The 12,618-nt window shown below is 50.9% G+C and carries 13 protein-coding genes; 6 read left to right on the forward strand and 7 right to left on the reverse strand.

The window, feature by feature from the left end; all coding sequences use genetic code 11:
- Positions 1-11: 11 nt before the first annotated feature.
- The 3 genes from AC2T6E_RS16125 to AC2T6E_RS16135 are packed head-to-tail and all read right to left on the reverse strand — an operon-like array spanning position 12 to position 1,495.
- Positions 12-524: a 2-oxo-tetronate isomerase gene (locus AC2T6E_RS16125; RefSeq protein ID WP_126815930.1), complete on the reverse strand. Its 513-nt coding sequence runs from the start codon at positions 522-524 to the stop codon at positions 12-14.
- Between the two features lie 11 nt (positions 525-535).
- Entirely contained in the window at positions 536-982 is a 447-nt protein-coding gene (locus AC2T6E_RS16130; protein WP_174340172.1) for a DUF421 domain-containing protein, read from the reverse strand.
- Between the two features lie 9 nt (positions 983-991).
- Positions 992-1,495 carry a hypothetical protein gene (locus AC2T6E_RS16135; RefSeq protein ID WP_174340212.1) on the reverse strand — a complete coding sequence of 168 codons (504 nt, stop codon included), beginning with the start codon at positions 1,493-1,495 and terminating at the stop codon, positions 992-994.
- Positions 1,496-1,634: 139 nt separating this feature from the next.
- Here AC2T6E_RS16135 and AC2T6E_RS16140 point away from each other — a divergent pair, with 139 nt between their 5' ends.
- Positions 1,635-2,024: a YdeI family stress tolerance OB fold protein gene (locus AC2T6E_RS16140; RefSeq protein ID WP_042714533.1), complete on the forward strand. Its 390-nt coding sequence runs from the start codon at positions 1,635-1,637 to the stop codon at positions 2,022-2,024.
- 67 nt (positions 2,025-2,091) lie between these two features.
- The gene (locus tag AC2T6E_RS16145) at positions 2,092-2,976 is read left to right on the forward strand and encodes an SDR family oxidoreductase (RefSeq protein ID WP_108416320.1); all 885 of its coding nucleotides are present in this window, start codon (positions 2,092-2,094) and stop codon (positions 2,974-2,976) included.
- A gap of 35 nt (positions 2,977-3,011) precedes the next feature.
- On the opposite strand, the gene AC2T6E_RS16150 is transcribed toward AC2T6E_RS16145, so the two are convergent.
- Complete coding sequence (locus AC2T6E_RS16150) at positions 3,012-4,994, reverse strand: alkyl/aryl-sulfatase (RefSeq protein ID WP_486692483.1); 1,983 nt, start codon at positions 4,992-4,994, stop codon at positions 3,012-3,014.
- A 171-nt stretch (positions 4,995-5,165) separates the two neighbouring features.
- Between AC2T6E_RS16150 and AC2T6E_RS16155 the strand changes: the two genes are divergently transcribed.
- Complete coding sequence (locus tag AC2T6E_RS16155; RefSeq protein ID WP_486692485.1) at positions 5,166-5,564, forward strand: hypothetical protein; 399 nt, start codon at positions 5,166-5,168, stop codon at positions 5,562-5,564.
- Between the two features lie 61 nt (positions 5,565-5,625).
- Here AC2T6E_RS16155 and AC2T6E_RS16160 read toward each other — a convergent pair whose 3' ends face one another.
- The 3 genes from AC2T6E_RS16160 to AC2T6E_RS16170 all read right to left on the reverse strand — a co-directional run bounded on the left by AC2T6E_RS16160 (position 5,626) and on the right by AC2T6E_RS16170 (position 8,209).
- Positions 5,626-6,240, reverse strand: coding sequence for an outer membrane beta-barrel protein (locus AC2T6E_RS16160; RefSeq protein ID WP_316383099.1), 615 nt, complete (start codon positions 6,238-6,240; stop codon positions 5,626-5,628).
- 100 nt (positions 6,241-6,340) lie between these two features.
- A complete protein-coding gene (locus AC2T6E_RS16165) occupies positions 6,341-6,970 on the reverse strand; it encodes a winged helix-turn-helix transcriptional regulator (protein ID WP_089600329.1) in 630 nt (209 codons plus the stop codon).
- A gap of 63 nt (positions 6,971-7,033) precedes the next feature.
- Positions 7,034-8,209 carry an OmpP1/FadL family transporter gene (locus AC2T6E_RS16170; protein ID WP_486692488.1) on the reverse strand — a complete coding sequence of 392 codons (1,176 nt, stop codon included), beginning with the start codon at positions 8,207-8,209 and terminating at the stop codon, positions 7,034-7,036.
- Between the two features lie 549 nt (positions 8,210-8,758).
- Between AC2T6E_RS16170 and AC2T6E_RS16175 the strand changes: the two genes are divergently transcribed.
- From AC2T6E_RS16175 to AC2T6E_RS16185, 3 genes are read left to right on the forward strand one after another with little or no spacing between them, the layout of a single operon-like run.
- Positions 8,759-9,319 carry a fimbrial protein gene (locus tag AC2T6E_RS16175; RefSeq protein ID WP_042714551.1) on the forward strand — a complete coding sequence of 187 codons (561 nt, stop codon included), beginning with the start codon at positions 8,759-8,761 and terminating at the stop codon, positions 9,317-9,319.
- Positions 9,320-9,357: 38 nt separating this feature from the next.
- The gene (locus tag AC2T6E_RS16180; RefSeq protein WP_267477438.1) at positions 9,358-10,065 is read left to right on the forward strand and encodes a fimbrial biogenesis chaperone; all 708 of its coding nucleotides are present in this window, start codon (positions 9,358-9,360) and stop codon (positions 10,063-10,065) included.
- 32 nt (positions 10,066-10,097) lie between these two features.
- A complete protein-coding gene (locus AC2T6E_RS16185) occupies positions 10,098-12,602 on the forward strand; it encodes a fimbria/pilus outer membrane usher protein (RefSeq protein WP_228864692.1) in 2,505 nt (834 codons plus the stop codon).
- The last annotated feature ends 16 nt before the right edge of the window (positions 12,603-12,618 follow it).

Genomic DNA, 12,618 nt, shown 5'->3' on the forward strand with positions numbered 1-12,618 from the left:
AACCTCCGCCTTTATTTCAAGCCTGATAGCTTCTCGATCAGTTCAGATAAGGCATAACGGACCGCTTTTTCCACCACATCCTGACATTCACCGGAAAAGTGCACGGTACTCGTTTCCGTACGCTCGCCTAAATTCCAGGCGAAGCAGACGGTTCCGGCTGCCGTACCGTCATCCCCGCCTTCTGGCCCCGCATATCCGCTGATAGCGATACTGATATCGGCCTGCGCAATATCGCGAATTTTCGCTGCCATTTCGGTGACCGTTTGTTCACTGACGGCGGTGAAGCGCGCGAGGGTTTCATGACGAACGCCCAGGATCCTCTCTTTCGCCTCATCGCTGAACACCACCATCCCGACATCATAGAATTCTGCCGTGTTCTCCTCGGCACAGAGCGCAACCGCCAGATTGCCGCCCGTGCAGGATTCCGCCGTGGTCAAACGCAGCCCTAAATCCGTGAGTTTTGTCGCCAGCTTTTTCGTTAATTCCCCGACGGTTTCATTTTTATCATGCTCCAGATTATGCATACCGGTGCCTCTTAATTTTCAAAAGGAATGATGGAAATATGACCATTCCTTTCCAGAATAGCGTATTTGATTTCTTTCAACTCCGTCACGCCGTTATTTTGACGTGCTGAAACCAGAATATCATCGCAAGAAACATCCACTTTCTTAAGTTTATCCATGAGTGGAATACCGTTTTCCACTAATATTACCGGCGTGCCGTCCAGAATATTCTCAACGGGAGAGAAATACTTTTTCATTAAGCCAAATATAATGTCTACCACCACCAGCGTGGCGATCGTAATCATCGCACCGGTGACCGAAAAATCTTGTCCCAACAGCGCCTGTTGCGTTGCTTCACTGATGATGAGCAGCAGGATCAGGTCGAAACTGGTCATTTGCAGCAGCGCGCGCCGTCCAGCCACTTTGAATACCACGACCAGAAAAAGATAAATGGCCAAGGCTCGAAAGACCATATCCATATTCGTCTCCTAAGGGTAAATGAACTGCCAGAAGCGAATTTCTGGCTCGTTGTTTACACGAATTGCATTTGCCCACTTCCCCGCCTTCGATGGCGTCAGAAATAGTCTGACGGTGAATTTTTCATTATATTTTAGGTTGTTATAGACGAAAAACAGCGTATCTCCCCGGCTGTACATGCTGTCAGGCTGCGGCCAGATGCTGCCCGGCTCATAGACATCACCGCTCTCGCTCGCCATGCTGATGACATATTCCCCCTGGGTTTTTACCGGGAAGGCGATCTGCAGCGGAAACTCTGTTTCCCGGCGACCAAAACGCTCATAGTTGAGAGTAAGCGTTTTTGCCGAATTGATTTTCTCAGTATCACTGACCGCCCCGCTCGAAAACAGACCGGCAATTGCCGCGATAATAATAGCCAGCAACAGGATAAAACCGACCTGCCGAAATGCATACTCGAACGACAGCAAACGATAACTTTCATTTATCCCGGGCAGCTTTTCATTTTTACGATTCATCGTCGCCCTCACCGCTTCGCTTATTTGTCGAAATTTATGATTTCTATAAGCAAATGCTTTTAGGACTTATCACATTTGCCACATAAAGGAATAGCAACAATACTTAATAAGTCAAGACAGCCAAAATGAAGGATATCGGATGAAATTATCAGTCATTTCAGCCTTATTAATATTACTGGTTCCCGCCGCTTGGGCAGATAATAACGGCGGGTTACAAAAAGGCGAAGCGCCTCCTCCGCCTCATGCGCTGGACGACGGTTATCGGGGCACGGATGACGCGCGGATTATGACCATTAACCAGGCAAAAGGAATGCATGACGGCGCAACCATCTCACTGCGCGGAAACCTGATTGACGGAAGCGGCGACAAATATGTTTTCCAGGATAAAACGGGAAAAATAGACGTCATTATCCCTAAAGCGGTGTTTGACGACAGAACCGTCAAACCCGATCAGATGATCAGTATTAACGGCTCACTGGATAAGAAATCATCACCTCCTGTCGTACGCGTCGATCATCTGCAGAAATAAATTCAGCGAAGCGTTAACGCTGTCACTATCCATCAAATCTCACCCCTTGGCCTGTAAGGAGTCAGCAATGAGTGATACCACACAACGTACCAACGCTTTCCCAAAACCGCCATTCCCTGAGCAGCCGCAAACGCCGCCGGGTCTGGCGTCCGAGATGCAACCCGTGCCCGATCACGGGGAAAAGAGCTATAAAGGGCATGGCCGACTGGCCGGTAAGAAGGCGTTGATCACCGGCGGTGATTCAGGGATTGGCCGCGCCGTGGCGATTGCCTATGCCCGCGAAGGCGCCGATGTCGCCATCAACTATCTGCCCGAAGAGGAGCAGGACGCCGCTGAGGTGATTGCGCTGATCGAAGCCGAGGGACGGAAAGCTGTCGCGCTTCCCGGCGACGTGCGTGATGAGACCTTTTGCCAGAACCTGGTGGAAGAGGCGGTAGCAAAACTTGGCGGGCTGGATATTCTGGTCAATAACGCCGGTCGCCAGCAGTATCGCGAGACGCTGGAAGAACTCACCACCGAAGATTTTGACGCCACCTTCAAAACCAACGTCTACGCGCCCTTCTGGATCACCAAAGCGGCGCTGCGCCACCTGAAAGAGCCTGCATCGATCATCAATACCTCCTCCGTGCAGGCGGTACAGCCGAGCGCCGTGCTGCTCGATTACGCGCAGACGAAAGCCTGTCTGGCGGTATTTACCAAAGCCTTAGCGAAACAGCTGGGACCTAAAGGGATCCGCGTCAACGCCGTTGCGCCGGGGCCTTACTGGACGGTTCTTCAGTCGAGCGGCGGGCAGCCGATGGAGAAAGTGAAACACTTTGGCGAGAGTTCCCCGCTGGGACGTCCGGGCCAGCCCGTTGAAATCGCGCCGCTGTACGTGACGTTAGCCTCTGACGAATGTTCGTTTACCTCCGGGCAAGTGTGGTGCTCGGACGGGGGCGACGGGACTATCTAAAAATAAAAAGGCTGCGTGAGCAGCCTTTTTTTCGTCTACGGGGTAACGATGTTGAACCAGAAATCAAAGCTATCCATATAGCTCAGCAGCTCATCAAGCTTCGCCTGATTGCCTGTCACCGTCACATCCCCCTTCTCCTGCGCCTGTCTCAGCGTGGTCTCCTTGAGGATGATTTTGTTCAGCGTATCGCGGCTGAGTGTGATTGAGGCATCCGCCTCTTTTGCGACCGCATTCGCGCTGTGATTCAGCACGCCGTTCTCAAGCTCCAGCTTGTACTGACCGCCATCTTTACCCAGGTCAACGTTGAACACCGCTTTTGCATTCGCCGCTCTCACGCCGTTGATGTGCACCCCGAGGAAATCAAAGAACATCTCCGGGGACATGGCGCGAACCGTATCCGGGCTGGCGGTATTCGGCGTCGGCAATTTCTGTACGCCGTTACGAAGTTCCTGCGCGCCGGTCAGATAGAAGTTACGCCATGGGCCCGACTCCGCCTGATAGCCCAGCTGTTCGAGCGCGTCCGCTTCCAGATTACGCGCCGCTTTGTTTGATGGATCGGCAAACACAACCTTACTTACCACCTGCGCGACCCAGCGGTAGTTACCCTGAGCATAATCGGCTTTGGCTTTTTCAAGGATGGCGCTGGCACCGCCCATATAATGGACATATTTCTTCGCGGCGTCGACCGGCGGAAGTTCGTCGAGCGTTGCCGGATTACCGTTGAACCAGCCAAGGTAAAACACATAGGTCGCTTTCACGTCATGGCTTACCGAGCCGTAATAGCCGCGGCCCGCCCAGGATTTGGCTAATCCGTCCGGCAGCGCAAAATTGGCCGCGATTTCATCTCGCGTCAGCCCTTTGTTCGCCAGTCTCAGCGTCTGGTCATTGATATAACGGTACATATCGCGCTGGCTTTTCATCAGCTTCACCACGTTGTCGTTGCCCCACGTCGGCCAGTGGTGCTGCGCCATAATGATTTCAGCCTTATCACCCCAACGCTCAATGGCGCTGTTGATGTATTTCGACCAGGCCAGCGGGTCGCGGATCTTCGCCCCGCGTAATGAGTAGGTGTTATGCAGCGTGTGGGTCACATCTTCCGCCGCCTCAATCATCTTCTTCTCTTCAACGTACCACAGCATTTCAGACGGCGCTTCTGACCCCGGCGCCATCATAAAGTCATACGTCAGACCGTCGATAACCTCTTTCTGACCATCTTCGGTGATGTAATGAGTCGGCTCGATCAGCGTCACCGTCCCGGCAGACGTGGTCGTCCCGAGACCCGCGCCAACCTGGCCTTTTGCGTCCGGCTTCAGCAGGTTGCCGTACATGTAGCTGGCCCGGCGGCTCATCGCATTCCCGGCCATGATGTTCTCGGAGACCGCTTCTTTCATAAAGCCTGCCGGGGCATAGACTTTCACTTTGCCCGATTTCACATCGGCTTCATCCACCACGCCGCGCACGCCGCCATAGTGGTCAACGTGGCTATGGGTATAAATCACCGCCACCACCGGACGTTTACCGCGGTTTTTATAATAGAGATCCATCCCCACTTTGGCGGTTTCGGCAGAGACCAGCGGATCGATAACCGTGATCCCCTCTTTGCCTTCCATGATGGTCATGTTTGACAGGTCGAGGTTACGGATCTGGTAAACGCCGTCCATCACTTCAAACAGGCCGCTGATGTTAATCAGCTGCGCCTGTCGCCACAGGCTTGGGTTTACCGTATCCGGCGCTTTTTGCCCTTCTTTGATAAACGCGTACTGCTGCGGGTTCCAGATAACATTGCCCTTTTCACCCTTAATAACATCCTGTGGCAGCGGAGCAATAAAGCCTTTATGGGCGTTGCTAAAATCGGTTTTATCAAAAAACGGCAGCTGGCCATACAGCGCATCATTATTTGCTTTGGTATGGGTGGTCGCTTCTTTTGCCGTTGACTGCGCCATGGCAGGAGCGGCCACCAGCGAGGTGGATACCAGACCGGCAACGGTCATTGCGTTAACGAGAGTTTTCAGTTTCATAAATCCCCTACACGTCATCATTACGTTCGGATATGTGTTTAGGAAATAAGGTTACCAGCCAATTATTTCTTTCCCCATTCAAATAACGTTTAAAAATAAACAAACTTAACCTGTTGTCGTCATTGCCAGTCAGGATAATGTTCACTCCATTTATTCACTCCAGGATAACCAATGAAGATAACGCCATTTTTTATCGTTATATTTAGCCTGAGCACCTTAACCGCCTGTCGCTCTGCTCCACCCGATAAAGTCGAACAGATTAACCATTTGCAGGTTCCTTTAATTTTACCCGGTGAGAAACCACCCGCAGTACAAACGTCACATATTGCGTCGCTCTACCAGGAGAATAAACACCAAATTGATTCATTAACACGCAGTCTTAAATCACAGTATCTTCAGGATGCCTCGGCAAAAGATATCTTTAAAGAAGACAGTCCCGTCCAATCCGTCTACGCCTCCCTCACCAGGCTGGAACAGTTAGATATGGTGAACCAGCAATACCTGAAAGATAAAAATGAAGCTGGCCTGAGAAATATCAATCTCGTCCTGAAACTCTTAATAACGGGTTAAACGATAAAAAGCCCGGCTACAGGGTAGCCGGGCTTTTTTATCATCGAAAAGAACACAGGGACTAATCGTGTTGACCAAAGCGGTAGGTCAACCCCGCCGTAACGGAGCTAATATCGCTGCTGACGCCAATCTGGTTGGCATTACCCACGTTGCTGACCCACTGGTACTCCATGCGGCCAGCCCAGTTTTTATTGAATGCGTATTCCGTACCGACTGCGGCAAGCGGGCGTACACCGGTTTCAAAACGATTGTGACCACTTACATCAGATTCAGCACGGTAACCCATCGCACCCGCACGGCCATAGATATCCCAGTTGTTCGTCAGGGCATAGCTGGCTTTTAAAGACATCTGCAGGCCCTGGGCTTTCATTTGTCCACCCGCGCTATGCTGGCCTTTTATCTGCATATTGCCCAGATAATCATAACCGCCTTCAACCGCAAGCCATGGCGTAATTTGGTAACCCGTATAGATACCGCCGCCGACATTATCGTGGTCGATATCAAAATGGTTAGAGCTGTTATTACTCTCGAGTGCTTTAGAGCCTGTATTGGTGTCAAAATAATGTGACCAGCCAAATTTCGCCCCACTATACCAGGTGCCTGCATCTGCGGCGGCAAAAGCGGTCGTGGCGGTACATACATTTACCAGAATTAAAGCTACCAATGTCTTTTTCATACGTATCCTGTTTGCTTCGTCAAAATTCATTTCGGTGAGCAAACAATAAACAAAAACGAGAATATCGTTAATTCGTTTTTAGTTTAATTTTAAACTTACATTAAAATGACTCTGGTAAATTTCTGATTTCAAGGAGATACCCACCTCTTTTGAACGAGATATATTCACCTTGCTTAAGGGCCGATAATACGTTGAGAATACTGCTGCGCGACAACAGCGTGCGGTCCTGGATATATTCGAGGATCGTCGTGCGCATTCGTGCTTCCTCAGGTAATAAGATCATCTCCTGAAGATGGTTGCGAATGACGGAATAAGTCCGTTGCTGCAGAACCTGGGCATCACGATAAATTAAATAGGCAGTATGATAGGAGAGAAGTGCGGCCACCTCTTCCCATACCCCCTGCTCGCGGAACAGTTCCGCCGCACGTTCGGCATCCACCCGTAAAAGCGTCGACTCGGTTTCCACTCGCAGAATATGCCCCTGCGTCGGCTGGATCATTTCTGCAATACCAAAGAGATGGGGTTCGTAAACCGTGACCAGCAGCAGGCCGTCGGACGCGCGCAGCAGGGACAATCCGCCCTCTAAAAAGAGATACATTTGCTGCCGACCTTTATGTTTCCACGTCACGCGCTTGCGCGGCACAACTTTCATTTTCTCCGCTATCGGCTCAAGGATCGCGGTCAGTCGTTCAATCGATTGTTCAGGACGAACAGGCGGTAAAATATGCATGGCACAACCTTATTACATCGGGTAACTGCCAGTATAGACCCTATAATTTAAGCAGTTACCAAATTAAAACTGATAGCTATAGTTTACGCTGGCAAACCAAAGATGGGGGGTATCATAGCTTCCCGCAAAGACAGCGGGTGATTTCACATGCGATGACTGCATGTGAAGATACTCGACGGCAACACCAATATTGCTGGCTGGCGTGATCTGATACTGCGCGCCTGTACCGAACCGCCATTCGTCGCCGGTCGGTAAGGTTATCGCCACATCACTCTGGCTCTGGTACGGCGAGCTATCAAAGGCGACACCGGCATTCAATCGCCACTGTTCTGTTGGGCGATACTGCACGCCGAGCGCACCATGCCAGGTATCTTTCATGCGGCTGACGTTGTTAAGCGTCTGCCCGCTCACCGTGATTTGCGGCGCACCGAACTGGCTCCAGTCCTGCCAGCCGAGATCGCCCATCACCGACCATTGCTGGTTAACATCATGCACAACGCTGAGCATAATTTGCTGTGGCGCACTCACCTGTGCCGTCACCGGCAGATCGTATGCGCCACTCGGCAAACGTGCTTTGCCGTCGATACTGTAGTGATAGTCCGTCCTGCTGTTCCAGGTGATACCGGCTCGCGTCTGTTCGGTCAACTTCATCAACAGCCCCAGCCGGTAGCTCATCGCCCAGTCATGGTCATGCTGCTGGCGGTCGTCGTCATTCACATTGCGGGTCAATGAAAAATAGCCGTAGTTAACGTTGGCGGAAGCCCCGATTGAGAGGCGATCGTTAAGTTTGTACGCCACGGACGGACTGAGCGTCATCGCTACCATGGTGCTCTTTTTGAACAGCCGGTCGCCCGCCCAGTTACCGTAATCGATCCCCAGGCCATAATTGCCGTAAAGCCCAATACCGGCATACAGATCGTCGGTCATTTTCTGGCTATAGAAGGCACTGGCATTGGGAACGGTTTTCATCACATCGCCGGGGCTTCTCTGCGCATCGTTATTCAGCTGGTAGTCGATGGAGCCGTCCATCACCTGTAGCCCACCGGTGATCATACGATCGGGTAATCGCGTCATGCCTGCCGGGTTGGTCATTATTGTGGAGGCATCCTGCGCACGGGCTGCCTGCCCTGCGCCAGCAAGTGCGGCATCTTCGGTGCCTGCTTCATAAAAATAGAGGGCACTGGCGTGGGCGCAGGATGTTGCCAATAAGCCCGTGCACAGAAGGAGTCGTGTTTTCATCTGTCAGCCTGGTGAATAACGAATTTGCCGACAGGTATATCAACAGAAACAACAAGGGTAAAAAGAAAGGGTGTTTAATTTTAAATATTCCCGCACGCCTGTAGCAGAAAGTGAGCATGTGAATTTGGATGCCATGTCCGCAATTCGCGTTTTTTTCTACCCACCTTACCCACGAGCGCACGGCAATGAATGTATATCCAATGTTAAATATATTAATATTAAGCACTAAATTATTTAACAGCATGTTCAATTATCCCTCCATCGCACGCGTAAATTCCGTCAAATGACGATTTTGACGATAATTTTAAATAGCCATTCCTCTCTCCCTGCCACTACGCCAACACAACCAAGTAGCATATAAATCTATACATAAACTTAAATCTGGATATTTAAGTTTAAAAAATTCATTTAAACGATATTTACGTTTACCAAAACAACCAGCGATGGTCTTATATTCCAACCAAAGGCAAGAGGGGCGATACGTTGTTCTGCAACACATCGCTCAACCGCCTGGGAGACAAAATGATGATGAAAACGGGAAATAAAAGCATGTTCAATAAAACAGTTATCGCAGTCGCTATGATGTTTTCGGGCGCGGCAATGGCAGCGGAAAGCACCGGCGTTGCGGGTGGCACAATCACCTTCAATGGTTCTGTATCCGATACAACCTGTGACGTGACCACCAACAATGGTTCCGATTTTACGGTGAACCTGGCGCCTATATCACTGACGGATATGGGTACCACTACTGGCGTTGTCAGTGCCAACAATAAAGACTTCACCATGAGTCTGAAAAATTGCACTGCCGCCGACACCGCAACCAAAACGCTGAAAATCACCTTCTCAAGCAGCAACCTGTCTGATGACGGTAAATACCTGAAGAACTACAGCGAAAGCGGCGCTGAAGGGGTCGGTATTACCCTGACCAAGGATGGCACCACCGCCGTTCCGTTCGACACCGCGTTCAACACCGGTCTGACTTCTGATGATGTTTCCGGTACCGACGGCGTTACGCTGACCATGCACGCGAATTACTACAACTTCGGCGGTTCTGCCGTGACGACCGGTAAAGTCGTTACCGACGCAACTTACTCCTTTAGCTACGATTAATAGCCCAACCGGGGAGCAATCCCCGGTTTTTAATGACCATGAAAAAACATATTTTCTTTCTCTTCGTTGCGTTCGCTTCACACGTGGCTCAGGCCAGCGTGGTAATTAACCAGACGCGCGTGATTTATTCCAGCGAAGCAAAATTCGTTACCGTGCAATTAGTGAATGAGAGCGATAAAACTCACCTGGTACAGTCCTGGCTTGATCAAGGTGATGCTTCAGCCGCCCCGGAAAAGATTAAAGTTCCCTTTTCCGTCATGCCGCCGGTCGTCAAAATGGATGGCCACAGTGGTCAAACGCTGAAAATCGCCGCGACCAATACTTCCTCTCTGCCCTCAGAAAGAGAAAGCGTATTTTGGTTAAACGTGCTGGATGTTCCGCCAACGCCGGAAGGCAGCAACGATAATTATCTCCAGGTGGCGATCCGCAATCGCATTAAGCTGTTTTATCGCCCCGCCTCGTTGCAGGAACTGGACAGTAAAATTGTCGAAAAGGTCACTATTTCCACCTCAGGAAGTCAAACCTGTCTCAAAAACAGTTCCCCTTACTATTTAACCATTCCACAGGTTGTGACCTGGCAGGGCGGAAAATTGAAGCAGAATCGAGACGATAATTTACTGAGCGATACCGCTTTTATTCCGCCTTACGGTTGCGCGCTGGTTTCCAACAAAATCCAGGCCGGTTCTCAGTATCGTATTACATGGCTTGATGATTACGGCGCCAAAAGATTCAGCACCCTTCACTGATTATTTTTATGGCTATGCCTGGTTCAATTCTGATGAAGAACAGATCCCTGTTTCGTAAAAGCCTGTTGGTTCACTCCGTCAGCCTCGCCTTATGTTCCTTTGGGGCGAGCGGTGAGACATTTAATAGCAGCCTGCTGGTCGGTAATTCAGCCGATATGGACTGGAGCAATTCAAAACTGGTCATGACACCAGGCGCGTACGATCTCGACGTATATGTGAATAACGCCTGGCGCGGGAAATTCGACATGACGATTGCCAATGACGGTAAAGGGACGGTGCTTGTTCTGAAAGATGATGTGCCACTACTGGGTATTCGCGATCTCGACGATCTCGTCGCGAATAAATCAGACGGGCAAATCGACATCAGTACCCTGCTACACGGCGGAAAAAGCACGCTGGCGCCAGGAGAATTGCGTCTGGATTTAGAAGTACCCCAGGCCTTTGTGGTGACCGAAAAACAGAACTGGGTGGCCCCACAAAAATGGGACCAGGGGATTAATGGGGTATTTACCAATTACAACCTCAACTATTACAACTTTTATGGCCTGCGTGAAGGGTATACCAACAGCGATAATATCTATTTATCGCTAAACAGCGGTTTGAATATGTCTGGCTGGCATCTCCTCGATAACTCGACGTGGATGCGCTACAGCAATATGGGTAAAGGGTATTGGATTAACACCACACGCTATCTTGAAAAACCGATTGTCGGTATTGAGGCATTAATGCGCGTGGGGCGTACCTACACAACGTCCGATTATTTTGACACGATTCGTTTTCGCGGCCTGACGCTGAATAAAAGCCGTCAAATGCTGCCGGACAGCGAACGCGTGTATATGCCGGTCATCAGCGGAATTGCCACCAGTTCAGCCGTGGTCAGCGTTTACCAGGATGGACACATTATCCATCAGATTACCGTCCCCGCCGGGCCCTTTGCGATCCGCGATTTAATGCCCACCGGCTCGCGTGGGGATCTCTCTGTTGAGGTAAAGAACAGCGGCGGAACGATAGAGCGCTTTGCGGTTCCCTTTTCGTCTATCCCGGACATGCTGCGTCCCGGCACCAGCGACTACCAGTTTAACGTCGGTGAGGTGGACATGCGCGGCATCAATGACCATAGCCAGTTTGCGCAGTTCAGCTACTCTCGCGGAATGAATAACTATGTAACCGCCACCGCCGGGAGTATCTGGAGCGCGGACTATTTCTCCTTTTTGCTCGGCGGTGCTCTTTCTGTTCCCTATGCGGGATCGCTATCAGCGTCGCTTGAACAAGCGCAGTATCGCTTGCCGGGCGATAATCGACGCCGGGGAGAAAAATACGCGCTCTCATGGAGTAAATCCTTCCCGACGCAAACTAACCTGACGCTGGCGTCGTATTACTATCGCACGCAGGATTACGCATCGTTTAACGATTATGTGTTGGCGAAGTCCAATATTCAGGATTATGGCGGCACCGGCACGTCAACCATTAACAGCAAGCAGGCGTTTAGCGCCAACCTCAACCAGCCGCTGGGCGATGGGTTTGGTCGACTTTCCCTGACGGCGTACTGGCGCGATTACTGGCGCGGCCAAAAGACCAGCCGCCAGTATAATCTGACCTGGAGCAACGCGTATAACAGCGTGAATTATGCGGTATCACTGCGCCGCTCTGAAGTCACTCAGTCGTACTACAACTATGAAACAGATTACGAAGGTGATGTTGTTACGTCGCTGCGCACCCGTGGGAAGACGGAAAATAATCTTTATTTCTCCGTCAATGTTCCGATGTCACTCTTCGGCAGTCCGGGAAGCGTTGCTTCGCATGCGACGGTTCAGCAGGGGAAATACGCTTCATCAGATATAAGCATGAGCGGCAGCGCCCAGGATGTCGATTACAGCCTTATGCTGGCGCATGACAGTGAGGGTAATTCCCGCTCCGCCGATCTCTATACCAACTGGAAAAACAGCGTCACCAGCCTGAACAGCGGGCTGACGCTTTCGCGCGAGTATCGTCAGGCCAGCCTCGGCGCAAGCGGCAATATTCTCGCATGGCGTGGCGGGGTCATTACCTCACCAAACAATGGCCGAAACTTTGTCATTCTTGAGGCCCCTGGCGTCGAAAACGCCGTGGTCAATGGGGATACCTCTACGCGCACGAATCGCAACGGTATTGCCCTTATCGCCAGCGCAACGCCTTACCGGCTGAATAACTTCCATCTGGAACAGGATGGTTCAAAAAGCAGCGACGTCGATTTACAGGGGAATTTACTTAATATTGCCCCTTACGAAGGCAGCATAACGTATCTGAAGTACAAGACCGATACGCGCAAGGTTTATACCTTCGACGTGCTTGACAGCGAGGGCAATCAACTCCCCTTCGGCGCATTGGTTTCAGATAGCCATCATCAGGAACTGGGTTACGTCGCCCAGGGGAGCCAAATCTTTGTAAAGTCTGACGCACAGCCAGAGGCAATTCGCATTAATACCAGTAAAGGCAAAATCAAAAAATCCTGTGTTATTACGCAGCCGACAGAGCATGCCGTCAATATCTGCCGGTAACCGACCACGAGTATGA

The organism is Enterobacter sp. B79-1 (assembly GCF_057444735.1).